Here is a 25,228-nt window from a genome sequence, read left to right as displayed (position 1 = left end):
CGGAGCGCACGGTGGAGTACACCTTCGCCTCCGCGACCATCCTGCTGATTCTGATCACCGATCCGCTCGGCAACATTCCGCTCTTCGTCAGTTGTCTGCGCGGTGTGTCGCCGAAGCGGCGCACGATCGTCATTCTCCGTGAGGTGGCGATCGCCTTCATGATCCTGCTGACCTTCATGGTGGTCGGCGACGGTTTTCTGCGCATGATGAGTCTGACCGACCAGTCGTTGCGTATCGGCGGCGGGATCGTGCTGTTCCTCATCGCGCTCAGAATGGTGTTTCCGCATCCGGACGGCCCGTTGGGCGGCGACACGCGCGGCGGCGAACCGCTGATCGTGCCGCTCGCCATACCGGCACTGGCGGGTCCGTCGGCGTTGGCCACCGTGATGCTGCTGACGTCGCAGGCGCCCGGCAAGATGTTCGAGTGGATCGGCGCGCTGACCGTCACGATGATCGTCTGCGCGATCGTGCTGATGCTGGCGGAGCGCATCCAGGCGTGGCTCGGCGAGCGCGCCATGATGGCCTTCGAACGGCTGATGGGCCTCGTGCTGGTGGCGATTTCGGTGGAGATGATGCTTGGCGGTATCCGGTCGTTCGTGCATCAACTGTGATGCAGGAGCCGCCGGAGCGCTCAGCCTCGCACAGCACAGCGCAAAAAAAGCGGCCCCCGTGGGCCGCTTTTTCTATATCGATTCACCGCCCGCTGGCGGCCGCCTCTAAGAAGATCAGGCGCCTTCAGTCAGCGCGCGAATCGTGGGCAGGTTGCGCCAGTAACCCTTTGCATCCATGCCGCAACCGAACACATAGCGGTCCGGCACTTCGAAGCCGCAATAATCCGGACGCAGCGGCTTCGCCTTCGGAATGATCTTCTCGCACAGCACCGCGCTCAGGAAGCGCTTCGCGCCCATCGCGAGAATGCGGTCGCGGATCGCGGCCATCGTCTCGCCTTCGTCGAGAATGTCGTCGAGCACCAGCACGACGCGATCCTTCACCGACTCCGCCGGCGCCACGCGCCACTGCATCTCGTTGCCGCCCTTGGTGGTGTTGCGATAGCGGGTCAGGTGGATGTAGTCGAACTCGAGCGGGAAATCGAGGTGCGGCAACAGCATGCCGGTGAACACCGCCGCGCCGCCCATGACCGACAGCACGAGCGGGAAGTCCTCGCTCATCTCGTCGCGGATGGCGGCCGCCATGCCGCTGATCGACGCGTTGACGTCGTCGGCCGAAACGATTTCTTCGGAGTGGCTAAAAATGTGGAGAGCTTCTTCGCGGTTCATGACGTCTGACGGGCGGTAACTGTATACATAGTGTGGGTGAGATCGGCGGCGCGCGGTACAGAATAAACCCGCACGAATCCGGAGTCAGCCGCGCGTTCCGTGGTCCAGGTCGGAACGCGCGCGCCGCCGTCTTGCTAAAGCTTAGCGCATGCCGGGCAACATACCCTTCATGCCGCGCATCATCTTTTGCAGATTGCCGCCCTTGAGCTTTTTCATCATGGTGCGCATCTGGTCGTACTGATTCAGCATGCGGTTGACTTCCTGCACCTGCACGCCCGCGCCCGCGGCAATGCGGCGCTTGCGCGTGGCCTTGATGAGGTCGGGCTTGGCACGCTCCAGCGGCGTCATGGAATTGATGATGCCTTCCATGCGGCGCATCTGCTTTTCGGCCTGGCTCATGTCAGCGCCGGCGGCGGCCTGCTGGAATTGCGCGGGCAGTTTGTCCATCAGCGACGACAGGCCGCCCATGCCCTTCATTTGCGTCAACTGTGCGCGGAAATCGTTCAGATCGAAGTCGCCGCCTTTCTTGACCTTGTCGGCGAGCTTCTGAGCGGCCTGCACGTCCACGCCGCGTTGCGCTTCTTCGACGAGGGCGAGAATGTCGCCCATGCCGAGAATCCGGTTCGCCATGCGATCCGGGTAGAAGACTTCGAGGCCGTCGAGCTTTTCCGCGACGCCGACGAACTTGATCGGCTTGCCCGTGACATGGCGCACGGAGAGCGCCGCGCCACCGCGCGAGTCGCCGTCGAGCTTGGTGAGGACCACGCCGGTGAGCGGCAGCGCGTCGCTAAAGGCCTTGGCGGTGTTGACCGCGTCCTGGCCGAGCATCGCGTCGACGACGAACAGCGTTTCCGCCGGCTTCAGCGTGTTATGCAGCGCGGTGATTTCCTGCATCATCGCTTCGTCGATACCGAGACGGCCGGCGGTGTCGACCAGCAGCACGTCGTGATAGTGGCGCTTGGCCCAATCCACGGCGGCGCGCGCGATGTCGACCGGCTTCTGATCCGGCTCCGACGGGAAGAAATCCGCGCCGACCTGCTCGGTCACCGTCTTCAACTGCGCGATAGCGGCGGGGCGGTAGACGTCGCACGAGACGGTCAGTACTTTCTTCTTGTACTTCTCGCGCAGCAGTTTGGCGAGCTTACCGACGGTGGTCGTCTTACCCGCGCCCTGCAGACCCGCCATCAGGATGACGGCCGGCGGCGTGACCGCGAGGTTCAGTTCGACCGCCTTGCCTTCGTAGTCGCCGCCGATGATCGCGGTCAGCTCGCGCTGCACCACGCCGACCAGCGCCTGACCCGGCGAGAGGCTGCTGATGACTTCCTCGCCGAGCGCCTTTTCCTTCACCTTGGCGATGAACTCGCGCACGACGGGCAGCGCCACGTCGGCCTCGAGCAGCGCAAGGCGCACCTCGCGCAGCATTTCCTGGGTGTTCGCCTCGGTGAGCCGGGCTTCGCCGCGCAGCGTCTTGACGACGCGCGCCATCCGTTGAGTCAGATTGTCGAGCATGGGGAGCGATGAACAGTGCGGCCCGGGCAGCGCGCGAAGCGGAAGACGTCGCGGAGTAGGGGCCTAGTGTAAACTTCGAATATGGATATTGTACTGTATGCCCTCACTGCGCTCCTCTACGGCGGTTTAGCCGTTGCCGGCTGGCGCTCGCACCGGCACGCCGCCATGCGTCCCATGCTCGAAAGCGTGCCGCCGGTGCCCGCCGCAGCGGCGCCCGTGTCGGCCCCATCGGCCGCTTCGGGTATGAGCGCGTCGGGCCGCGCGCTGCTGTTCGTGGCGCTGCTCGCCCACGGCGTGCTGCTGCATACCACCATCTTCCCGCAGAACGCGATGGTGTTCGGTTTCGCGTTCGCGCTGTCGGCCATGTTCTGGCTCGGCGCCGGCATCTACTGGATCGAGAGCTTTTTCTTTCCGCTCGACGGCTTGCGTCTGCTGGTCCTGCCGCTCGCCTGCGTCGCCTCGCTGTTGCCGCTTGCGTTCAACGGCGTGCGCGTGCTGCCGTATTCGGCCGCGCCGATGTTCAAGCTGCACTTCCTGATCGCCAACATCGCCTATGGTCTGTTTGCGATCGCGGCGCTGCACGCCATTCTGATGCTGCTGGTCGAGCGGCGTCTGCATGCCATGCGCGGCGGCATGGCGCAGCGGCACGCGGCTGCGGCGGGCAACGGCTGGCTGTCGAGCTGGCTCGATACGCTGCCGCCGCTCCTCACGCTGGAGAAGCTGCTGTTCCGTCTGATCGGCGCGGGTTTTGTCCTGCTGACGTTGACGCTGGTGTCGGGCATTCTGTTCAGCGAGCAATTGGTCGACCGCGCGTTGCGGCTCGATCACAAAACCGTGTTCGCGATTCTTTCCTGGGTGATGTTCGGTGCGCTGCTGACCGCGCGCAAGGTTTCCGGCTGGCGCGGCCGTGCGGCATTGCGCTGGGTGCTGGCGTCGTTCGTCGCGTTGTTGCTGGCGTACGTCGGCAGCCGTTTTGTTTTCGAGGTGCTGTTGCACCGAGCTGTAGTGTGAGCGTGTCCCATGCGACAAATATTTCTGCTGATCCTGTTGTTCATCGTCGGCCAGTGGCTGGTGAAGGCGCTGCGTCGTCATGACGCGCAGGCGTCCCAACGTAGCGGCACCAGTGCCGGGGGCGCCAAAGGTGCGAATGGCGCGAATGCGCCAAACGGCGGCGCGCGTGCTGCCGCGCCGGCACAACTCGCCGAGCCGATGATCCGTTGCGTCGAATGCGGCGTGCACGCGCCGAAGAGCGATTCCGTGGTCGTGGCGGGGCAGCCGTTCTGCAGCGCCGCGCACGCGCAGCGTCATGGCGCGCGACCCACGGGCCGCGACGCTCGATGAGCGTCGAGTTCACCGTCGATACCGACGGTTGGGTCGCCGCCGCACGCAAACTGCCATCGCCGAATTTCGAAGCGCGGCCCGACGGGGCCGTGCCGACCCTGATCGTGGTTCACAACATCAGCCTGCCGCCCAACGAATTCGGCGGCACCGCGATCGCCGACTTGTTCCTCAACACGCTCGATTGCGACGCTCACCCGTACTACGATTCGCACCTGCGCGGGGTGCGGGTGTCGGCGCATTTCGTGATTCATCGCGACGGCGCGCTCGAGCAGTTCGTGTCGTGCAACGAACGCGCGTGGCACGCCGGGCCGTCGAATTTTTTTGGTCGCGAGCGCTGCAATGATTTCTCGATCGGCATCGAGCTGGAGGGGAGCGACACTACGCCTTTCGAAGCAGCTCAATACCGCACGCTCGGCGCCCTCGTGAGCGCGCTCAAGGCCCGCTATCCGGTCGCGGCGCTGGCCGGTCACTCGGACATCGCCCCTGGTCGCAAGACCGATCCAGGGCCGCATTTCGAGTGGTCGCGTCTGCAGCACGACACGTCGCTCGACGCTCAGTATTTCCCCTATCTCAAGTTTTCCAAAACGCCGTAACGACCCTTCACGCAACTTCGCGTGATGCGAGGAGAACAAGGCGCCGCCTTGTTCTCCGGGGAGTCGGCTGCGCGCCGCGCCAAGCAAAAGTCAAGACTTCGAAAGCAAATAAAACGATTTGACCTGTCTCGATTCTCCACTATACTTGGTGCCACAAATCCAGTTTTGCACTATATCTTGTGTTGTGCTGTGCATAACCATGTGAATAACCAAGTGCACAACTGGGTGAACAAGTCAGCGGCGTCCGCTCTCCGAGCATGGCGCCGCAAGCATTTCAGGCAGCGAAAAAAAAATTCCTGTGGCGCGGCCGGAGAGACCACCGGCGGCATTCAGATGCATTCAGGAAAGGGGCTTGGCAAGTGATCGCGACACACACGATGAAGACCGTTACCAATTCGAACCAGGCTTCATCGCAGTCGCAGCCCGCCAACCGGCTCAGCCGGTCCCCTTCCTGCACCCCATCGCTTGCGCACGCGGCGGCGCAGCGTTCGTTTTAATCCGCGGATTTTCCCGCAACATTTCCAGGACCAGGAGCTTTGCACATGCAAACCACCGACAACGTGACGACCCGGTACGAGGGCTCACCGACTGGCCAGGCCTTTGGCCAGGCACAAGGCGCACAAGCGCTCGCGCCGCAAGCGACCTTCGCCGACTACAAGGTGATCCGCCGTAATGGCAGCGTCGTGTCGTTCGAACCGTCGAAAATCGCCATCGCCGTGACGAAGGCATTTCTGGCCGTGAACGGTGGTCAAGGCGCCGCCTCGGCGCGGGTGCGCGAACTGGTCGAGCAACTCACGCAGAACGTGGTGCGCGCCCTCGTGCGCAGCCGCCCGAACGGCGGCACGTTCCATATCGAAGACATTCAGGATCAAGTCGAACTCGCGCTGATGCGCGGCGGCGAGCACAACGTCGCACGTGCGTACGTGCTGTATCGCGAGAAGCGCACGCAAGCCCGCGGTCATGACGACCAGATCGTGGCGAACACGCCGGGTCTGAACGTGACCGACAACGGCGTCACGCGTCCGCTGGATATGGCTGCTCTGCGCGGCATCATCGAACTCGCTTGCTCGAATCTCGGCGACGCCGTGAGCGCTGATCCGATCATCGCGGAGACGGTCAAGAATCTGTACGACGGGGTGCCGATGAGCCAGGTCTACGACTCGGCCATCCTGGCTGCCCGCACGATGATCGAAAAGGACCCGGCGTACAGCCAGGTCACCGCTCGCATTCTGCTGCACACGATCCGCCGCGAAATCCTCGAAGAGGAAGTCACGCAAACGGAAATGGGCGAGCGCTACGCCGAGTACTTCCCGCAGTTCATCAAGCGCGGCGTGCAAGCCGAGCTGCTCGACGACAAGCTGCTGCAGTTCGACCTGAAGCGCCTCGGCGCCGCGCTCGACAACAACCGCGACCTGCAATTCGGCTACCTCGGTCTGCAGACGCTGTACGACCGCTACTTCCTGCATCACGACGGTGTGCGCATCGAAATGCCGCAGGCATTCTTTATGCGTGTCGCGATGGGTCTGTCGCTGAACGAGATCGACCGTGAAGCGCGCGCGATCGAGTTTTACAACGTGCTGTCGAGCTTCGACTTCATGTCGTCCACGCCCACTTTGTTCAACTCGGGCACGCGCCGTTCGCAACTGTCGTCGTGCTACCTGACGACGGTGGACGACGACCTCGACGGCATCTACGAAGCGCTGAAGGAAAACGCGCTGCTGTCGAAGTTCGCCGGTGGCCTCGGCAACGACTGGACGCGCGTGCGTGCGCTCGGTTCGCACATCAAGGGCACCAATGGCAAGTCGCAAGGCGTCGTGCCGTTCCTGAAGGTCGTCAACGACACGGCGGTCGCGGTGAACCAGGGCGGCAAGCGCAAGGGCGCGGTGTGCGCTTACCTGGAATCGTGGCACCTGGACATCGAGGAATTCCTCGAACTGCGCAAGAACACCGGCGACGACCGCCGCCGTACCCACGACATGAACACGGCGAACTGGATTCCCGACCTGTTCATGAAGCGCGTGATGGAAGGCGGCGACTGGACGCTGTTCTCCCCGTCCACCTGCCCGGACCTGCACGACAAGTTCGGCGCCGAGTTCGAAACGGCTTACACGGCTTACGAAGACAAGGTCGCGCGCGGCGAGATCAAGCTGTTCAAGAAGATCCCGGCGGCGCAACTGTGGCGCAAGATGCTGGGCATGCTGTTCGAAACCGGCCACCCGTGGATCACGTTCAAGGATCCGTGCAATGTGCGCTCGCCGCAACAGCACGTCGGCGTCGTCCACTCGTCGAACCTGTGCACGGAAATCACGCTGAACACCAGCGACGCCGAAATCGCCGTCTGCAACCTGGGCTCCGTGAACCTCGTCGCTCACCTGAAGGAACAGGCCGACGGCACCCTGGTGCTCGACCACGACAAGTTGAAGCGCACCGTCAGCGTGGCCATGCGCATGCTCGACAACGTGATCGACATCAACTACTACGCGGTCGCCAAGGCGCGTAACTCGAACCTGAAGCACCGTCCGGTCGGCATGGGCATCATGGGCTTCCAGGACTGCCTGCACCTGCTGCGCACGCCCTACGCGTCGGAAGAAGCGGTCAAGTTCGCCGACACGTCGATGGAAGCGGTCTGCTACTACGCTTACTACGCGTCGACGGAACTGGCGCAGGAACGCGGCCGCTACTCGAGCTACCGCGGCTCGCTGTGGGATCGCGGCATCCTGCCGCAAGACTCGGTGAAGCTGCTGGAGCAAGCGCGCGGCGGTTACGTGGAAGTCGATTCGAGCGAGTCGATGGACTGGACCGAACTGCGTTCGCGCATCGCCACTTACGGCATGCGCAACTCGAACTGCGTCGCGATCGCGCCGACGGCGACGATCTCGAACATCATCGGCGTGTCGGCTTGTATCGAACCGACCTTCCAGAACCTGTATGTGAAGTCGAATCTGTCGGGCGAATTCACGGTGGTCAACGACTACCTGGTGCGCGACCTGAAGGCGCGCGGCCTGTGGGACGAAGTGATGGTCGCCGACCTGAAGTACTTCGACGGCACGCTCTCGCGCATCGACCGGATCCCGGCCGACCTGCGCGCGATCTACGCCACCGCGTTCGAAGTCGATCCGAAGTGGCTGGTCGAAGCGGCCTCGCGTCGTCAGAAGTGGATCGACCAGGCGCAGTCGCTGAACATTTACATGGGCGGCGCATCGGGTAAGAAGCTCGACGAGATCTACAAGCTCGCATGGGTGCGCGGCCTGAAGACGACCTACTACCTCCGCACGATGGCGGCGACCCACGTTGAGAAGTCGACGGTGGCGCACGGCGCGCTGAACGCGGTGAGCTCGGGTGGCGGCGAAGGTTCGGGCGGTGCTGCCGGCGGCGCGGCGGGTGGCTTCGGCGTGAGCGGCGGCGCGGCTTCGGGTGGCATTCAGGCAGCGGCGGCCGCTCCGGCAGTCGCGGTTGAAGCAGCGCCGGAAGCGGATGGTCCGGTGTGCATGATGCGTCCGGGCGATCCAGGCTTCGACGAGTGCGAGGCTTGCCAGTAAGTAGTTGGCAAGTGCGCGGCAGGCAGCAGGATCGCTGCTTGCTGACGGGTCGTAGGTAATGACCCGCATGCAGCGAGCAGCGAAGCGAAGGAAGTGAAGTAGAAGTGAAGTCGGTGAGCGGCGCGGCGAGTGGAATACGAAGCGCCGTTCATCGCAACGCAGCGAAGCAGGGCAGGTCACTGAAGCCGTAACGCGGTCATCGTGACGCGGTCAATCAGCAGTCAGCAGTCGGCAGCACCAGACGAAGCGCGCGACACAGTGCGCGCAGCAAACGCTTCGATCGATGGGTCGATCAACGCAGCCGGCCCGATGCATCGCTCGACATTGCATTGAACTTCACCTCGCCAGCACTGACGAACAGGCAAACGCGAGGCAAACGCGAGGCAAACGCAGGGCAAGCGCGAAGCAAGCGCGGACCACCGCGACGAGCAACGCGAGGCAGCAGTCAGCAGTCGCAAGACGCTACAAGCACGCTCCGCAATACAGATAGATAGAGCAGCGAAACGTCGCATCGACACGTTGCTCTTCGAGCTCGCGAAGCACTTCGACGACACACGTTCAACACGCTTCACATGAGGTGATGCACACACTCTGTTGAACAAAGTGTTGTATGAACGTAGCAACGCGAATCGAAAACAGGATTTTTCATCAGCGAACTCTTTTATCGCTCGTGAAAAGATGGTACAAACCGTTCTAAATTGATGGTGACATTTATGCTCAACTGGGATGACGAGATCACTGCCGTAACTCCCTCGAGCGCTACGCAACAGAATGTGTTGCGCAACGCTGCGGGATCGGCTGTCGGTTCGCAAGTCGGAACGCGTTCCGCTCCTCATGCTCCCTCGGCTCAAGACGTCTTCGCGAACGACATTGCTGTCGCTCCCGTCGCTCATGTGACCAACGCTGCTGCCGGAACGGCTGCCGTTTCGGAAGCGCGGGTCAACGTCGCCGACAAGCGCATCATCAACGGCCAGACCGACGTCAATCAGTTGGTGCCGTTCAAATACAAGTGGGCCTGGGAAAAGTATCTGGCTGGTTGTGCCAACCACTGGATGCCGCAAGAAGTGAACATGTCGCGCGACATCGCCCTCTGGAAAGACCCGAACGGTCTGACCGAAGACGAGCGCCGCATCGTCAAGCGCAACCTGGGCTTCTTCGTGACGGCCGATTCCCTCGCCGCCAACAATATCGTGCTGGGCACCTACCGCCACATCACGGCGCCCGAATGCCGCCAGTTCCTGCTGCGCCAGGCGTTCGAAGAGGCGATCCACACGCACGCCTACCAGTACATCGTCGAGTCCCTGGGCCTCGACGAAGGCGAAATCTTCAACGCGTATCACGAGGTTTCCTCGATCCGCGCGAAAGACGAATTCCTGATTCCGTTCATCCACACGCTGACCGACCCGGCCTTCAAGACCGGCACGCTCGAGGCAGACCAGACGCTGCTGCGCTCGCTGATCGTGTTCGCCTGTGTGATGGAAGGCCTGTTCTTCTACGTCGGCTTTACCCAAATCCTGGCGCTGGGTCGTCAGAACAAGATGACCGGCGCGGCGGAACAGTACCAGTACATCCTGCGCGACGAGTCGATGCACTGCAACTTCGGCATCGACCTGATCAACCAGATCAAACTCGAAAACCCGCAGCTCTGGACGGCTGAGTTCCGCGCGGAAATCCGCGAGATCTTCCAGCAAGCGGTCGAACTTGAATATCGTTACGCAGAAGACACGATGCCGCGCGGGGTGCTCGGCCTCAATGCGTCGATGTTCAAGAGCTATCTGCGCTTCATCTGCAACCGCCGTTGCCAGCAGATCGGTCTCGATCCGCTGTACCCGAACGAGGAAAACCCGTTCCCGTGGATGAGCGAGATGATCGACCTGAAGAAGGAACGCAACTTCTTCGAGACGCGAGTGATCGAATATCAGACTGGCGGCGCGCTGACCTGGGAGTGATCCGGGTTCGTGCTGCAGATGCATTCATCGATGGGGATGCCGTCGGCTTGGGCCGCGGCAATTTTGGTTAGGAGCAGGATCGCCTGATGCAAAGCATGCCCGGTGCGCCGCGTGCCTTCGCGGCCCACAACTATGACAGGCACTTTGCGAACCCTTCAGTGGGATGGGCAAACTTCCCCCCGGAAAAAGCCGCTGGCGTCATTGCCGGCGGCTCGATCAAGCAATTGCCGGCGTTGAATTTTCACGCCGAACAGATCTGGCGCGCGGTGCCTTTTGGCACGGCGCGCCTTACCGCATTCATTAGCGTAAGCGCGCAGCACCTGCGTACGCCGATGAATAGCCCGCTTCGTAGCGCGCGCCCTGAGAAGCGTCCGCGGGAAGCGGGTTTTGACGAAGGGTGTAGTTTGAACTGACTCTCATCTGAAAACCTGAAGGAGAAAATGATGGCAACTGCAAAAAAAGCCGCCGCTAAGAAACCCGCAGCCAAGAAGGTCGCAGCAAAGAAGGCTGCTCCGGCTAAGAAGGCTGCTCCGGCAAAGAAAGTCGCTGCCAAGAAAGTGGCAGTGAAGAAGGTTGCAGCGAAGAAGGCAGCACCGGCCAAGAAGGCAGCACCGGCCAAGAAGGCTGCAGCGAAGAAAGCTGCTCCGGCCAAGAAGGTTGCAGCCAAGAAAGTCGCAGTGAAGAAGGTTGCGGCGAAGAAGGCAGCACCGGCTAAGAAAGCCGCTGTGAAGAAGGTTGCAGCAAAGAAGGCAGCACCGGCCAAGAAGGCTGCAGCGAAGAAGGCTGCGCCGGCTAAGAAGGCTGCTGCCAAGAAGGCTGCGCCTGCGAAAAAGGCTGCTGCGAAAAAGGCTGCGCCCGCGAAGAAGGCTGCCGCTAAAAAGGCTGCGCCTGCCAAGAAGGCTGCCGCGAAGAAGGCCGCTGCTCCTGCCAAGAAGGCTGCCCCTGCGAAGAAGGCTGTCGCCAAGAAGGCGGCTCCCGCACCCGCAGCGACTTCCGTCTCGAGCGCACCGGCGGCGACGGTGAAGACCGCGCTGAACCCGGCAGCGGCATGGCCGTTCCCGACGGGCAGCCGTCCGTAAGCTGGACGACAAGCGGTAGAAGCACTTCGGCACGTCGCATGATGTGTCTGATGATCGAGTAGCGCTTGAGTAGCGTGGCGAGCGCTACTCGGTCAGGGTCCCGTTGCCAGTTTCCGGCGACGGGATTTTTTTTGCCCGGCGAGAAACTTGCAGGCGAAAAAAACGCATGCACAGGGGAGGGCATGCGTGTGAGGTCGTCGCGGCGGCAGAAAGCCTCGCCGCGCGAGAGGGGAAACTTAGTGCGTGACGCGCGTGACGCCGCCGCTGGAGAGTAGCCGCACGCGCTCGCCGGCCCTGAAGATCTCGCCGGTGGCGCTTTGCGTGATGGCGCGCATGTCGCCGTTATCGAGCCGCACGGTGACCTCGAGACCGTCGCGCACGGCGACGCCGTTTTCGATCGAGTTGCCGGCCACCGCACCCGCCAGACCGCCGATGATGCCCGTGATGATCGAGCCGGTGCCACCGCCAATCGTGCTGCCGGCTACCGCGCCCAAGGCGCCGCCGCCGATCGCGCCGATTCCGCTCGGCTGGCCGTTGTTCGAACTGATCTTCACTGCGCGCACGCTGTCGACCGTGCCCATGCGAACCGTTTCTTCACGCTGTGCCTGCGACGCCGTGTACACGTCCGCAGAACTGCTGTTGTACGCGCACCCCGACATGGCCAGCGAACCGGCAATCAAGGCGGCCACGACCAGGCGACTCGTTGTTCTCATTCCCTGAACTCCAATAGCTCTCGGTATTACGGCAGGTCGTACCCGAACGCCTGCTTGAACCGCTCGTTGATCTCGGCCCGGCCGGGCGCATAGTTTTGCGGGCCCTGATGTTCGATCTTCAGCGCGCCCATCAGGCTCGCCAGACGGCCGGTGGTGGCCCAGCCGAGCTTGTTCTCGATGCCGTACAGCAAGCCGCCGCGGAACGCGTCGCCGCAACCTGTCGGATCGAGCACTTGCTGTGCCTTGACCGCCGGAATCTCTTCGATGCCACCCGCATGATGGATCTGCGCGCCTTGCTCGCCGAGCGTGACGATCAGCGCGTCCACCTTGCCGGCGATCTCTTCGATCGACCAACCCGTTTTATTGCTCACCAGTTTGGCTTCGTAATCATTGACCGCTACATAGGTAGCGAGTTCAATCATGCGCCGCAGCGACGCGCCGTCGAAGAGCGGCAAGCCCTGGCCCGGATCGAAGATGAACGGCACACCCGCGGCCGCCAGATGCTCGGCGTGCTGGATCATGCCGTCGTAACCGTCCGGCCCGACGATGCCGAGCGTGATGCCCTTGGCCTCGTCGGCGCGATTCAGATGCGACTGCATCATCGCGCCCGGGTGGAACGCGGTGATCTGATTGTTTTCCAGATCCGTGGTGATCATTGCCTGCGCCGTATAGGCGTCCGGCACGACCAGCACGCTTTCCGTCGACAGGCCGAGCTGCCTGAACCGGTCCATATAGAGCTGCGCGTCGACCGAGCCGAGCGTGCCCATGATGCGCGCGTCGCCGCCCAGCAGATGCAGCGAGTAGGCGATGTTGCCCGCGCAGCCGCCGAACTCGCGGCGCATGGTCGGCACGAGAAAGCTGACGTTCAGGATGTGGACCTGCTCCGGCAGGATGTGCTCCCGGAACCGGCCTTCGAAGGTCATGATGTTGTCGTAGGCGAGCGAGCCGCAAATCAGCGTAGCCAAGGCGAGCGTTCCTGTAAAAACGATAAAGAGAATGGGCGCGACGACGTGACAGCGCCGCGCATGAAGCGCGGCGCCGGGTTCATGCGCGAAGGTGTTACTTCAGCGCGGCGAGGGCTGCGTCGTAGTTCGGTTCGTTCTTGATTTCGCCGACCAGTTCAGCGTGAACGACCTTGTCGTTCTCGTCGACCACCACCACGGCGCGTGCCGTCAGGCCGGTCAGCGGGCCGCTCGTCACGTCGACACCGTAGGCTTGCGCGAACTCATGGCCGCGGAAGGTGGACGCCGTGACGACGTTCTCGATGCCTTCGGTCGTGCAGAAGCGCGACGCGGCGAACGGCAGGTCGCCCGACACGACGATCACAGCCGTGTTGGTCAGCTTGGCCGCGGCTTCGTTGAACTTGCGGGTCGAGGTGGCGCAAGTCGGCGTGTCGAGGCTCGGGACAATGTTCAGCACTTTGCGCTTGCCGGCGAAATCGGCGAGCGACAGCGTCTTCAGATCCTTGCCGACCAGCGAGAAAGCGGGAGCGGCCTGGCCTACCGACGGGAACGTGCCGGCTACTTCGATCGGGTTGCCACCCAGCGTGACTTGACTCATGTTGTCGTGCTCCGAAAAATCGTCAGGATTGACGGTGAACGCGCCCGGTCAGCGCCAGGCGCGCGAGGATGCGTTACGGATAAAAAATCTGTACGCGGAAATTGGAAGCGACCGCATTGCCCGTGTCGAGATGCACGATCATGGTCTGAGTCGTATGCGCGGGCAGGCCGGCCGCGATCTGCGTGCCGGGCGGGACGTAGTCTTGCGGCCACAGCACGCGGCGTACTGCGACGTTGTTCTGGTCGTCGAGCAGCGTGAGTTCGATGGCCGGATACGCGAGCGCAATATTGAAGCGGTTGCGCAGCGGCATCTTCAGTTCGAGCTTGTGCGGGCCGTCGATTTGCCGCAGATCGGACGGCTCGACCTGCAAACCGTCAATGTCGTGCGGCGGCGTGACCTGGCAGCCGAGCGTCAAGCAGGCCTTCGCGTAGAGCGTCTGCGAGCGCGGGAAATACACCATCACCGTTTCGCGTTGCCACCAGGCGAGCTGCGCGAGCAGCGCGATGATCAATAGCGCCGCCACCACCGAGCCGGCGATGATCCAGCCCATGCGCCGCGGTTCAGCCGGGCGGGTTTCGCGCACCACGGGGAAGGGATCGGCGCCGTCGTTGACGGGCTGCACGGAGAAGGGCTCACCGCTGGGGGAGACCGGGCCAGTGGCGGCGGCCGGGCCGGCGGCAGCAAAGCCGGCTGCGCCTGCGCCCGCAGCCGCACCTACGCCGGCCGCACCTACGCCGGTCGCACCGAAACGCGGCTCATTGTCAGGAATGCCATACAAGGTAGCCGGCTCGTCCAGAACCGGCTCTTCGAGCGGCTCGTCCAGCGGTGCGTCGGAAGCGCGCTCGGTCTTGTGCCAGACGCGCGGCGCTGCTTCCTCGGGTGGATCGAGGTGATAAGCGAAGGGGTCGAGCGGCGCGTCCGCGATCAGTGGTTCCTCGTCGGGCGGAACCGGTGCGGAGGATGCGCCGGGCGGGAGCTCGGGTTCCGCAGCGTGGCGCGGTGTGACCGCGACGCCTGCGCCGGTGGAAACCGGTGAGAGCGGCACATTGCTGGCGTTGTGACGCAGACGGTTGTCGATGGCGGCGTCGGGTGACGGCGCCCACGGATCCCATGCTTCGGCGCTGAAGTCGGGACCCTTGGGACGCACGCCCGAGAGCGCTTCGATCGCCGCGGCTGCGGCAACCGGTTTGGCGGTCGAGAAGTCACCGCCTTCGCTGATGTCGAACAGGCTGCTCGACGCGTCGAATACTTCCTGGCAATGCCCGCAGCGCACCAGGCCGCGGCGCAGCGCAAGTTGTTCCGTTTGCAGGCGGAAGACGGTTTCGCAGAAGGGGCAACGTGTTGCCAGGAGCATATTGAGCCGATAAGCCGGAAGGCCGTTGGTTGGACAATACGCCTTATTCTAATGGCTTTCGCGACGCGTTCCCGCCAGACATACCCAACCTTCGTGTTCGCGCCATACGCTGATGTCGATCCACCGTGAGTAGACCTGTGCGACCTCGTCCGCTTGCCGCGCCAGAATGCCGGACAGCGCGATCTTGCCGCCCGGTTTGACCTTCGACGAGAGCATCGAGGCCATCAGCTTGAGCGGGTTGGACAGGATATTGGCGACCACGATATCGAACTCGCCGGTAGGGCATTCGTCGGGCAAACCGTACGTGACTTCCGCACGATTGCGCTCGCTGTTGTGCCGCGCGGACTCGACCGCTTGCGGATCGATGTCGATGCCGTACACGGGATTGGCGCCGCACTTTTTCGCGAGGATCGCGAGAATGCCGGAGCCGCAGCCGTAGTCGAGAACCGATTGCTCGGGTTCGACCGACTGCTCCAGCCATTCCATGCAAAGCCGCGTAGTGGGATGGCTGCCGGTGCCGAAGGCGAGCCCCGGATCCAGTTCCAGCACCAGTGCTTCGGGGTCCGGCGCGTCGTGCCACGACGGCACGACCCAGATGCGCTCGCCGATCTTGATCGGATCGAACTGCGACTGCGTGAGCCGCACCCAATCCTGATCTTCGACTTCACGCACGGTGAACGACGGCGCCGCCGCCAACCCGATTTCGTTGGCTGCGGCGGTGAGCAACACCGCCGGCTCGTGTTCCGGCGCGAGCAGCGCGATCACGCGCGAACGCTGCCACGCCGTGCGATCCGGCGTGAGACCGGGCTCGCCGAACAGCGGCTGCTCGTCGGGCGTGTCGGCGTCCGCATCTTCGACCGACACGGACAACGCGCCCAACTCGAGCAGCGCGTCGGAGAATTCCTCCGCGTGCTCGCGTGCCAGCTCGGCGATCAGTTCCCGGTAGCTCATGAGTTACGCTTCTTCCGGCGCGGCCTGCAGCTTCGCGGCCAGGCGGTTTTCGAGGTAGTGAATGCTGGTGCCGCCTTCGACGAATTTCGCGTCCAGCATCAGCTCGCGGTGCAGCGGGATGTTGGTCTGAATGCCTTCCACCACCATCTCCGACAACGCAATGCGCATGCGCTTGATCGCCTGTTCACGCGTCGCGCCGTAAGCGATCAGCTTGCCGATCATCGAATCATAGTTCGGCGGCACGAAATAGCCATTGTAGGCATGCGAGTCGACGCGGATGCCGGGGCCGCCCGGCATGTGCCACGACGTCAGGCGTCCCGGCGACGGAATGAACTTGAACGGATCTTCCGCGTTGATCCGGCATTCGATCGCGTGACCCTTGAACACGATGTCACGCTGACGGAAGGCGAGCTTTTCGCCGGCCGCAATGCGGATCTGTTCCTGCACGATGTCGACGCCCGTGATCAGCTCCGTCACCGGATGCTCGACCTGTACGCGCGTGTTCATTTCGATGAAGTAGAACTCGCCGTTTTCGTAGAGGAACTCGAAGGTGCCCGCGCCGAGATAGCCCATCTTCTTGCAGGCGTCCGCGCAACGATCGCCGATGCGGTCGATCAGGCGGCGCGCGATACCCGGCGCCGGCGCTTCCTCGATCACTTTCTGGTGACGGCGCTGCATCGAGCAATCACGCTCGCCCAGCCAGACGGCGTTCTTGAACGAATCGGCCAGCACCTGAATTTCGATGTGCCGCGGGTTCTCCAGGAATTTCTCCATGTAGACCTGCGGGTTGCCGAACGCACGGCCGGCTTCTTCGCGCGTCATGTTGACCGCGTTGACCAGCGCCGCTTCCGTGTGGACCACGCGCATGCCGCGGCCGCCGCCGCCGCCGGCGGCCTTGATGATGACCGGATAGCCGACCTGGCGGGCAATCTTCACGATCTCTTTCGGATCTTCCGGCAACGCGCCTTCCGAACCCGGCACGCAAGGCACGCCGGTCTTGATCATGGTCTGCTTGGCCGTGACCTTGTCGCCCATCATCCGGATCGTTTCCGGGCGCGGGCCGATGAAGGTGAAGCCGGACTGTTCGACACGTTCGGCAAAGTCGGCGTTTTCCGAGAGGAAGCCATAGCCGGGGTGAATCGCTTCGGCGTCGGTGACTTCCGCCGCGCTGATCAGCGCGGGCATGTTCAGGTAGCTCAGATTCGAAGGCGCCGGGCCGATACAGACGGCCTCGTCGGCGAGCTTCACGTATTTGGCTTCCTTGTCGGCTTCGGAATAAACGACGACCGTCTTGACGCCGAGTTCGCGGCAGGCGCGCTGGATACGAAGCGCGATCTCGCCGCGATTGGCAATGAGGATTTTTTCAAACATAGCGGGTTTTCGACTCATCAATGGGCGCCGGGTTGATCACAACACCGGCTGCCTCAGAGGATCGGTCGCGCGCCTGGGAGCAACGGCGCGCGGGCGGCATGCGCAAAGCGTGCCGCGTCAGCCGACCACGAACAGCGGTTGGCCGTACTCGACCGCCTGACCGTTTTCGACGAGGATTTCCTTCACCACGCCGGACTTGTCCGACTCGATTTCGTTGAGCAGCTTCATCGCTTCGATGATGCAGATCGTCTGGCCTTCCTTGACCGTGTCGCCCACCTGGACGAACGGATCGGCGCCCGGGGACGGCGCGCGGTAGAAGGTGCCGACCATCGGCGAGGTCACCACATGGCCTTGCGGCGCGGCGGCCGCCGGCGTAGCCGGTGCGGCTGCTGCAGCCGCCGCCGGCGCTTCGCCACCGAGTGCCGGTGCCGGCTGCGCGTATTGCGGCGCGTACGACGCGGACGGTTGCACGTAAACCGGCGGCGCATTCTTGACGATGCGGACCTTGCCTTCGCCCTCGGTCACTTCGAGTTCGGAAATACCGGACTCCGAGACGAGGTCGATCAGTGTTTTCAGTTTACGTAGGTCCATCAGGCAGCCCCTTTAATGCGTAAAGTGCCGGCGCGTACGCAGCCGGCGCAAATTAGACGTGTTTGGAATCAGCCGCGCGACGAGCCGGCGGACAGCCGGTCGAGCGCGAATTCGAGCGCGTACAGATATCCCTTCCAGCCGAGGCCGCAAATCACGCCCTCAGCCTGGTCGGAGAAATACGAGTGATGCCGGAACGGTTCGCGACGATGCACGTTCGACAGATGAATCTCGACGAACGGGATGCCGACCCCCGCCAGTGCGTCCCGAATGGCCACGCTGGTGTGCGTGTACGCGGCGGGATTGATCAGTATGAAATCGGTTTTTTCAGTCCGCGCGGATTGGATGCGGTCCACCAGAGCGCCTTCGTGATTGCTCTGGAACGACGCGAGTTCGACGCCTGCGTCCGCTGCGCGGTCCGCCAGCGCCTGATCGATCTGCGGCAAGGTCACGTGACCGTAGACCTCGGGTTCCCGGGTGCCGAGAAGGTTGAGGTTGGGTCCGTGCAGTACCAGCAGTCGCGTCATGGTCGCTTCTTTTTCCGTGGAATTGGGCGCACTTTAGCGCTGATTAGAGAAACTTGTCTAGTTTCGCGCGCGTACGGATTGATGGCGGCGGTATTTCGCCGCTGCGCCGGGCGCCCATCTTCCCTCAAATCCGTCTGATTTGCGCCTATTTTCGCGCCTTCCGCGGGTAATCGAGCGCCAAAAGAATGTGAAATTTAAAGGGCGTCGAGCGTCTGTTTCAGCGCCTGCGGGTCGATTTGTCCTAATTTTGTCGAGCGAATGTTGCCTTTTGCGTCAATTACGACGGTAAACGGCAGTGCGCCCGCAGTATTGCCGAAGGCGCGCGCGAGGTCTGCGCCGCCGAAGCCGGTCACGTAGACCGGGTACGCCACTTTCACTTTCTGCAGGAACGTCTGAACGTTTTTTTCCGAATCCACGCCAAGTCCGACGAACTGTATGCCTTTTTTCGCGTAATCGCGCTGAAGTTGCGACAAAGCGGGCATTTCTTCGACGCAGGGGCCGCACCACGAGGCCCAGAAGTTGACGACGATTGGGTGGCCTTTAAGCAAACTTAGCGTTTGCGGCTTGCCGTCGACTGTCGTCACCGGCGCGGTCCAGAGCTGCGCGACCGCGTTTTGCGGAGAGGCCGGCTGCGCGGCATGCGCGACTTCTTCGACGCCGCCGTTCAGCAAGTGGTTCGCCAGAACGCCGCCGCCCGCGGCGACAGCGGCGACAAGTACGCCCGCCAGAATCCGTCTCGTATTCATCTTGGTCAGTCTAGTTGGTTGAAGGAGCGACGTCGCTGCCGTCAAGTAGCGTCTGAACGGCCTGCAAATTCGCGCGTGCCGTGCGCCCGCGCGCGTCGGCGCGCACTGCGCCACGCAGATCGTCGGTTTCGTAGAGCGCCACGTGCAGGCCGACCGGTTCAGCCTCGCGCCCTTCATTCGTGGGGCGCCACAGAAAGCTGAGCGTTTCGACATAGCCGCGGCCGGCGAAATGCCGCGTTTCCGAGACGTCGTACTGAATGTTGGCGTTCAGAAAGTAGATGGCGACTTCCTTCGGGTTGTCGCAGAACACCTGAAGGTGGATATCCGAGTGTTCGCCGGCGGTGCCGCCGAGCACCGCCCCGGTCAGATAAGGATTGAACGGCGCGAGCCGCTCCATCCATTCGACCGCGATGCGGCGCAGCCGCCGCAGCAACACGGGCTGGCTGTCGCCCTGGAACAGCGACTGATATTCGCGGATTTCTTCTTCAATCTGGTCGTTATCCGGCAGCCATTCGCCGGCAACACGGCTCTCGCCGACCACTTGCCGGGCGGCTTTGCGCTTCGCCGTGGCGTAATCCAGACCGTCTTCGGCGATCATGCGGGCAGCCGCGATGGCGATTTCCTCGCGCACGCGCTGCGGATCGAAATGAGATTTGCGGACCATCCCTCGATCATACTAGAGATTGACGACGGCCTTTCCTGGCGGGTCGCACCGCGCGCCGGCCGAGGCGGCGCAGGCGAGCGCGCATAGGGTGATCGAAAGGCGTCGGTTACAATAGCGTCCTTTGCAGGCGGTCGTTTCGGCCGCTCTTCTGCGCTCCCATCCCTCTCAGGAAAACGCCGGGCCGCGCCCGGTTTTCTTGCCCCCTCTGGGGGCCTGGCGCGAGGCGACAGGTTAGGGGGCCCTTCCAGGAAAAACGCCCGCGCGGCACGACAGGCTTATGCACATCCACATCCTCGGTATCTGCGGCACGTTCATGGGCGGTCTCGCGGTCCTCGCGCGCGGCGCGGGCCACACCGTGACGGGTTGCGACGCCGGTGTCTATCCCCCCATGAGCACGCAGCTCGAGGCGCAAGGCATTGGCCTGATAGAAGGTTACGACGCGGACCAGTTGAACGGCCTGAACGCGGATCTATTCGTGATCGGCAACGTGGTCTCGCGCGGCAACCCGCTGATGGAAGCCATTCTCGACCGCGGCCTGCCGTATACCTCCGGCCCGCAATGGCTCGGCGAGCATGTGCTGAACGGCAAATGGGTGCTGGCGGTGGCCGGCACGCACGGCAAAACGACCACCAGCTCGATGCTGACCTGGCTGCTCGAAGACGCCGGCCTCAATCCGGGCTTCCTGATCGGCGGCGTGCCGCTGAATTTCGGCGTGTCCGCCCGGCTGACCGATTCCAGCTTCTTCGTGATCGAAGCCGACGAGTACGACACGGCCTTCTTCGACAAGCGTTCGAAATTCGTCCATTACCGTCCCAAGACCGCGGTGCTGAACAACCTCGAATTCGATCACGCCGACATTTTCCCGGATCTGGCCGCGATCGAAACGCAGTTCCATCATTTGATCCGCACCGTGCCGGGCATCGGCCGCGTGGTCACGAACGGCCGCGAAGACGCGCTCGAACGCGTGCTGACGCGCGGTTGCTGGAGCGAAGTGGAGCGTTTCGGCGTGCAGGGCGGCTGGCAAACCCTGCCGGCGGAAGACGGCGTGCCGGTCGACGAGCGTTTCGCCGTCTATCACAACAGTGAGCGTGTCGGGGTGGTCGAGTGGCAGGTGCAAGGCGAGCACAACCGCATGAACGCGCTGGCCGCGATCGCCGCCGCGCGCCATGTCGGCGTGCCGCCGGCGCAGGCCGCCCGCTCGCTGGCTGGCTTTCGCAACGTCAAGCGGCGCATGGAAGTGCGCGGCAGCGTCGACGGCGTGACCGTCTACGACGACTTCGCGCATCATCCGACCGCCATCGACACGACCGTGGCCGGGCTGCGCGCCCGTGTGGGCCGTGACAACACGCGGATTCTCGCCGTGCTGGAACCGCGCTCGAACACCATGAAGCTCGGCGTGATGAAGGCGCAATTGCCGGCCAGTCTCGCCGACGCCGATCTGGTGTTCGGCTACGGCGCGCCGACCGGCCGCGACGCGCTCGGCTGGAATCTCGGCGAGGCGCTCGCGCCGCTCGGCGGCAAAGCGCAGGCTTTCGACAATCTCGACGCGCTGGTCAAAGCAGTAGTCCACGCAGCGCGCCCCGGCGATCAGATTCTGGTGATGAGCAACGGCGGCTTCGGCGGCGTGCATCAGAAACTGCTCGACGCCCTTTCCGCGCGAGGCGCTTCGTGATCCTTTATCTGCACGGTTTCCGCTCGTCGCCCAATTCGTTCAAGGCGCGCCTGCTGGCGGCGCGGCTCGTCGAACTCGGCCGTAGTGACGAATGGTGCTGCCCAATGTTGCCGGTTTCGCCGTTCGAGACCGTGGCGCTCGCTGAATCGCTGGTGGCCGCCGCCCAGCCGCAAACCGTCACGCTGATCGGTAGTTCGCTCGGCGGCTATTTCGCCACCTATCTGGCGGAGAAGCACGGCTGGCCGGCGGTGCTGCTGAATCCGGCGGTCGTGCCGCAGCGCGATCTGAGCGCCTACCTCGGCGAGCAGCCGTTGTGGCACGGCGGCGGCAGCATCGTCGTCGAGCCGCATCATCTGGATGAGTTGCGCGCGCTCGGCGTCGCGTCGATCACGCGGCCCGAACGCTATTATTTGATGGCCGCCACCGGCGACGAAGTGCTCGACTACCGCGAAATGCTCGCGCACTATCCCGGCGCACGCACTACGCTGATCGAAGGGAGTGACCACGCGATCAGCGAGTTCGCGCAATACGTCGACGACGTGCTGGCCTTCTGCGACGCGGAAGACGTCGAGCCGCCGGCGCCGCGCGAAGCCGCGTAAAGTCGCGTCAAGCCGGGCGTTCCAGCAGCGGGGCGATTGCCGCGCATCATGATTCATGCCGCCGGCGCGCGCGTATCGCGCCGCGGATCCACTACCACGAACACGTTGCCGTGCCGCGCACGCAGTGACCGATCGCAAAGCAGGATCGGGCGCGCCGGCAGATGCAAGACAGAACGAGAGTATTGAGTGAACGTTTTCTTCGAGGAATCGGGCAGTTTCAAGGCGGGCAGCGTGCTGTCGCGCCAGGGCGATGCTTTTCAGGTCGAGTTGCCGGGTGGCCGGCGCGCCAAGGTGCGCGCGAAAGATGTGCTGATCGAATTCGAAAAGCCGAGTGCGGCCGAACTGATGCAGCAAGCCGACGCCACAGCGCAGGAAATCGATCTGGACTTCCTGTGGGAATGCGCGCCTGACGACGAATTCCCGTTCGCCACGCTCGGCGCAGAGTATTTCGGCGACCGCTTCGGGTCGATCGAGCGCGCCGCGCTGGTGCTGCGCATGCATGGCTCGCCGGTGTACTTCCGCCGCAAGGGCCGCGGCATGTACCAACGCGCGCCGCAGGAGCAACTGAAGATGGCGCTCGCCGGGCTCGAGCGCAAGCGTCAGCAGGCGCTGGTGCAGGCCGGCTACGAAGATGAACTGAAAGCCGGCCGTCTGCCGGAAGCCTTCACGGGCAGCAAGGCGCTGGGGCTGTTGACCAAGCCGGACAAGAACACGATCGAGTACAAGGCGCTAGAAGGCGCCGCGGCGGCGCGCGGTATTTCGCAGGCGCGTCTGATGCTGGAAAACGGCGCCATTCCGTCGGCGCGCGCGTTGCACGAAGCGAAATTCCTCTCCGAGTTCTTCCCGCATGGCACCGGCTTTCCGCCGGTTACCGTCGGCACCTTGCCGGAAGATCTGCCGGAAGCGGACGTGCAGGCGTTCTCGATCGACGACATCACCACCACTGAAATCGACGATGCCTTCTCCGTCGAGCACCTGGCGGACGGCCGCGTGCGGATCGGCGTGCATATCGCCGCGCCGGCGCTCGGCATTCAGCGTGGCGACGAGGTCGATGCGATCGCGCGCACGCGTTTGTCGACCGTGTACATGCCCGGCGACAAGATCACCATGCTGCCCGACAGCGTCGTCGAAGCGTTCACGCTGGCCGAAGGCGGCTTGCGTCCGGCGCTTTCGCTGTATGTGATCGTCAATCGCGAGACGCAGGAGATCGTCGCGAGCGAAACGCGCGCCGAGCGCGTGTTCGTGAAGAACAACCTGCGCCACAACACGCTCGACGAACTCGTCACCGAAGAGGCGCTCGCCGCCGGCACCGGCGACTATCCGCACAAGGACGACATCGCCGTGCTGTGGCCGTTTGCGCAGGCGCTATTCGAAAAGCGCCAGGCCGCGCGCGCCGGTTACGGTCTGCGTCGCGAAGTGCAGCGCAATACCGACTTCAACTTCTACGTGGAAGGCGAGCACATCACGATCACGCCGCGCCGGCGCGGTTCGCCGCTCGACACGATCGTCGCCGAACTGGCGATTCTCGCGAACTCGTCGTGGGGCGCGTTCCTGCACGACCACGGCGTGCCGGGCATCTATCGCACGCAGCGCGCTTTTGGCGCGCCGACCGGTCCCAAGCGCACGCGCATGCAGACCAACGCCGCGCCGCACGAAGGCCTCGGTGTCACGCAGTACGCGTGGAGTACATCGCCGCTGCGCCGTTACGTCGACCTGGTGAACCAGTGGCAGTTGATCGCCTGCGTGCAGCATGGCGTGACCGCGAAACTGGCCGCGCCGTTCAAGCCGAAAGATGCCGATCTGTTCGCCGTCGTGCAAGGTTTCGACGACACGTACACCGCGTACGCCGATCATCAGCGTCGCATGGAGTACTTCTGGTGCCTGCGCTGGCTGAAGCAGGAGAACAGGAAGCAGGTGGTGGCGTCGGTGGTGAAGGGCGATCTGGTTCGCCTCGAAGAGATTCCGCTGCTGCTGCATGTGCCGGGCCTCGGCGTGCACGCGCGCGGCACGCGTTTGCAGATGGAAGTGATGTCGATCGATGAGTTGACCGTGGAAGCCTCCGTGCGTCTTCTGCATGTGCTCGACGCGCCCACCGTGACGAGCGGTAGCGAGGCTGAAGAAGCGGACGAGGGCGAAGAGGAAATCATCGACGCCCCGGACGAGAGCGCCGAAGGCGAAGCCGAGGCGCAGGCCGAAGCCGAACTCAACGGCAACGACGCGGCTGCTGTGAAGGACGACGCCGAGAGCAGCGATCGCGCGGACGGTGCCGCTACCCATCAGCACATTGCGGAGCCGGGACGATGAGCACTCAGGATTCACGCGACCGCTATGCGGTCATCGGCAACCCGGTCGGTCATAGCAAGTCGCCGTTCATTCATGGACGGTTTGCCGCGCAGACCGGCGAGCCTGTGGAATATGGCCACCTGCTCGCGCCGGTGGATGCGTTCGTGCCGCACGTGCGGGCCTTCATCGACGCAGGCGGGCGCGGGTTGAACGTGACCGTGCCGTTCAAACTCGACGCGCATGCGTTCGCTGACACGTTGTCGCCGCGTGCGGCGGCGGCGGGGGCGGTGAACACGTTGCGTATCGACGCGAATGGTATCTACGGCGACAACACCGATGGTTTCGGTCTCGTGCGCGACATCGAGGTGAATCTCGGCGTGTCGCTGAAGGGCGCGCGCATTCTGCTGCTGGGCGCGGGCGGTGCCGCGCGCGGCGTGGTGCTGCCGATGCTGGACCGCGCGCCGCATACGGTGACCATCGTCAATCGCACGGCGGAGAAAGCCGAGGCGCTGGTCGGCCAGTTCGCGCAGGCCGCGCGTGATGCGGCATGTCATCTGAGCGGCGGCAGCGCGCGGGCGATCGAAGCGGGCGCTTACGACGTGATCGTCAACGCGACGGCGGGAAGTCTCGACGCGTCACTGCCCGAGTGCGACGACCGCGCGTTCGGCAGCGGCACACTCGCCTACGACATGATGTACGGCGCTCATCCGACCGTGTTCATGGAGCACGCGCGGAAGCTGGGCGCGCGCGGCGCGGATGGTCTCGGGATGCTGGTCGAGCAGGCGGCCGAATCGTTTTTCGTGTGGCGCGGCGTGCGGCCTGACGGTGCGCCGGTGCTGGCCGAATTGCGTGCGCTGTTGACGGCGCCGTCGCACGCTTAACGCTGGCGTATCAGGTTAAGGCACTTTCCCGC

24 protein-coding genes are annotated in these 25,228 nt (G+C 63.6%); 12 read left to right on the top strand and 12 right to left on the bottom strand.

What is annotated here, in order from left to right; translation table 11 throughout:
• The first annotated feature begins 11 nt into the window (after window positions 1-11).
• Entirely contained in the window at window positions 12-611 is a 600-nt protein-coding gene (locus tag ACQKRQ_RS38095) for a MarC family protein (RefSeq protein WP_132372972.1), read from the top strand.
• A 114-nt stretch (window positions 612-725) separates the two neighbouring features.
• Here the strand turns inward: ACQKRQ_RS38095 and ACQKRQ_RS38090 are convergent, their stop codons facing one another.
• Entirely contained in the window at window positions 726-1,277 is a 552-nt protein-coding gene (locus ACQKRQ_RS38090) for a hypoxanthine-guanine phosphoribosyltransferase (RefSeq protein ID WP_007180337.1), read from the bottom strand.
• A gap of 141 nt (window positions 1,278-1,418) precedes the next feature.
• A complete protein-coding gene (ffh, locus tag ACQKRQ_RS38085) occupies window positions 1,419-2,786 on the bottom strand; it encodes a signal recognition particle protein (protein WP_132372974.1) in 1,368 nt (455 codons plus the stop codon).
• 81 nt (window positions 2,787-2,867) lie between these two features.
• On the opposite strand from ffh, the gene ACQKRQ_RS38080 reads away from it, so the two are divergent.
• From ACQKRQ_RS38080 to ACQKRQ_RS38050, 7 genes are all read left to right on the top strand, one after another.
• Window positions 2,868-3,797, top strand: a complete 930-nt coding sequence (locus ACQKRQ_RS38080) for a cytochrome C assembly family protein (protein ID WP_132372976.1) — start codon at window positions 2,868-2,870, stop codon at window positions 3,795-3,797.
• 9 nt (window positions 3,798-3,806) lie between these two features.
• A complete protein-coding gene (locus ACQKRQ_RS38075) occupies window positions 3,807-4,127 on the top strand; it encodes a PP0621 family protein (RefSeq protein WP_427482817.1) in 321 nt (106 codons plus the stop codon).
• Window positions 4,124-4,720: a 1,6-anhydro-N-acetylmuramyl-L-alanine amidase AmpD gene (gene ampD, locus ACQKRQ_RS38070; protein WP_408180866.1), complete on the top strand. Its 597-nt coding sequence runs from the start codon at window positions 4,124-4,126 to the stop codon at window positions 4,718-4,720. The genes ACQKRQ_RS38075 and ampD overlap by 4 nt, the downstream gene beginning before the upstream one ends.
• A 542-nt stretch (window positions 4,721-5,262) precedes the next feature.
• Window positions 5,263-8,259, top strand: a complete 2,997-nt coding sequence (locus tag ACQKRQ_RS38065) for a ribonucleoside-diphosphate reductase subunit alpha (protein WP_408180867.1) — start codon at window positions 5,263-5,265, stop codon at window positions 8,257-8,259.
• 713 nt (window positions 8,260-8,972) lie between these two features.
• Window positions 8,973-10,208, top strand: a complete 1,236-nt coding sequence (locus ACQKRQ_RS38060) for a ribonucleotide-diphosphate reductase subunit beta (RefSeq protein WP_132372984.1) — start codon at window positions 8,973-8,975, stop codon at window positions 10,206-10,208.
• 86 nt (window positions 10,209-10,294) lie between these two features.
• On the top strand, window positions 10,295-10,621 hold the full coding sequence (locus ACQKRQ_RS38055; protein WP_427482815.1) for a hypothetical protein: 327 nt from the start codon (window positions 10,295-10,297) through the stop codon (window positions 10,619-10,621).
• A 30-nt stretch (window positions 10,622-10,651) separates the two neighbouring features.
• On the top strand, window positions 10,652-11,287 hold the full coding sequence (locus tag ACQKRQ_RS38050; protein WP_427482955.1) for a histone H1-like DNA-binding protein: 636 nt from the start codon (window positions 10,652-10,654) through the stop codon (window positions 11,285-11,287).
• 236 nt (window positions 11,288-11,523) lie between these two features.
• Here ACQKRQ_RS38050 and ACQKRQ_RS38045 read toward each other — a convergent pair whose 3' ends face one another.
• The 10 genes from ACQKRQ_RS38045 to ACQKRQ_RS38000 form a co-directional block, all read right to left on the bottom strand.
• Window positions 11,524-12,000, bottom strand: coding sequence for a glycine zipper 2TM domain-containing protein (locus tag ACQKRQ_RS38045; protein ID WP_408180868.1), 477 nt, complete (start codon window positions 11,998-12,000; stop codon window positions 11,524-11,526).
• A 26-nt stretch (window positions 12,001-12,026) separates the two neighbouring features.
• A complete protein-coding gene (locus tag ACQKRQ_RS38040) occupies window positions 12,027-12,965 on the bottom strand; it encodes a carbohydrate kinase family protein (protein ID WP_427482812.1) in 939 nt (312 codons plus the stop codon).
• Between the two features lie 94 nt (window positions 12,966-13,059).
• Window positions 13,060-13,560 (bottom strand): thiol peroxidase, encoded by a 501-nt coding sequence (tpx, locus tag ACQKRQ_RS38035; RefSeq protein ID WP_408180869.1) that lies wholly within the window; start codon window positions 13,558-13,560, stop codon window positions 13,060-13,062.
• Between the two features lie 73 nt (window positions 13,561-13,633).
• Window positions 13,634-14,914, bottom strand: coding sequence for a zinc-ribbon and DUF3426 domain-containing protein (locus ACQKRQ_RS38030; protein ID WP_427482810.1), 1,281 nt, complete (start codon window positions 14,912-14,914; stop codon window positions 13,634-13,636).
• A gap of 48 nt (window positions 14,915-14,962) precedes the next feature.
• Window positions 14,963-15,865, bottom strand: a complete 903-nt coding sequence (prmA, locus tag ACQKRQ_RS38025) for a 50S ribosomal protein L11 methyltransferase (RefSeq protein ID WP_408434933.1) — start codon at window positions 15,863-15,865, stop codon at window positions 14,963-14,965.
• A gap of 3 nt (window positions 15,866-15,868) precedes the next feature.
• On the bottom strand, window positions 15,869-17,236 hold the full coding sequence (gene accC, locus ACQKRQ_RS38020) for an acetyl-CoA carboxylase biotin carboxylase subunit (protein WP_012434380.1): 1,368 nt from the start codon (window positions 17,234-17,236) through the stop codon (window positions 15,869-15,871).
• Window positions 17,237-17,353: 117 nt separating this feature from the next.
• Complete coding sequence (gene accB, locus ACQKRQ_RS38015) at window positions 17,354-17,827, bottom strand: acetyl-CoA carboxylase biotin carboxyl carrier protein (protein ID WP_132373002.1); 474 nt, start codon at window positions 17,825-17,827, stop codon at window positions 17,354-17,356.
• 68 nt (window positions 17,828-17,895) lie between these two features.
• Window positions 17,896-18,351: a type II 3-dehydroquinate dehydratase gene (gene aroQ / locus ACQKRQ_RS38010; protein WP_132373004.1), complete on the bottom strand. Its 456-nt coding sequence runs from the start codon at window positions 18,349-18,351 to the stop codon at window positions 17,896-17,898.
• Between the two features lie 194 nt (window positions 18,352-18,545).
• Window positions 18,546-19,097, bottom strand: coding sequence for a TlpA family protein disulfide reductase (locus tag ACQKRQ_RS38005; protein ID WP_132373006.1), 552 nt, complete (start codon window positions 19,095-19,097; stop codon window positions 18,546-18,548).
• Window positions 19,098-19,107: 10 nt separating this feature from the next.
• A complete protein-coding gene (locus ACQKRQ_RS38000) occupies window positions 19,108-19,761 on the bottom strand; it encodes a UDP-N-acetylmuramate--alanine ligase (protein ID WP_132373008.1) in 654 nt (217 codons plus the stop codon).
• 277 nt (window positions 19,762-20,038) lie between these two features.
• On the opposite strand from ACQKRQ_RS38000, the gene mpl reads away from it, so the two are divergent.
• The 4 genes from mpl (at window position 20,039) to aroE (ending at window position 25,196) form a co-directional block, all read left to right on the top strand.
• Complete coding sequence (gene mpl, locus ACQKRQ_RS37995; protein WP_427482806.1) at window positions 20,039-21,433, top strand: UDP-N-acetylmuramate:L-alanyl-gamma-D-glutamyl-meso-diaminopimelate ligase; 1,395 nt, start codon at window positions 20,039-20,041, stop codon at window positions 21,431-21,433.
• Window positions 21,430-22,032: a YqiA/YcfP family alpha/beta fold hydrolase gene (locus tag ACQKRQ_RS37990; RefSeq protein ID WP_408434929.1), complete on the top strand. Its 603-nt coding sequence runs from the start codon at window positions 21,430-21,432 to the stop codon at window positions 22,030-22,032. Before mpl ends, ACQKRQ_RS37990 begins: the two co-directional genes overlap by 4 nt.
• Window positions 22,033-22,218: 186 nt before the next feature.
• Window positions 22,219-24,336, top strand: coding sequence for a ribonuclease catalytic domain-containing protein (locus ACQKRQ_RS37985; protein WP_427482804.1), 2,118 nt, complete (start codon window positions 22,219-22,221; stop codon window positions 24,334-24,336).
• Window positions 24,333-25,196 carry a shikimate dehydrogenase gene (aroE, locus tag ACQKRQ_RS37980; RefSeq protein WP_408180877.1) on the top strand — a complete coding sequence of 288 codons (864 nt, stop codon included), beginning with the start codon at window positions 24,333-24,335 and terminating at the stop codon, window positions 25,194-25,196. Before ACQKRQ_RS37985 ends, aroE begins: the two co-directional genes overlap by 4 nt.
• The last annotated feature ends 32 nt before the right edge of the window (window positions 25,197-25,228 follow it).

The sequence above is a fragment of the Paraburkholderia sp. NPDC080076 genome, assembly GCF_050281145.1.
In the GTDB taxonomy this organism is placed as follows: domain Bacteria; phylum Pseudomonadota; class Gammaproteobacteria; order Burkholderiales; family Burkholderiaceae; genus Paraburkholderia.
The sequence above is the reverse complement of the archived record's forward strand: the minus strand, read 5'-3'. Positions and strand labels throughout refer to the sequence as shown.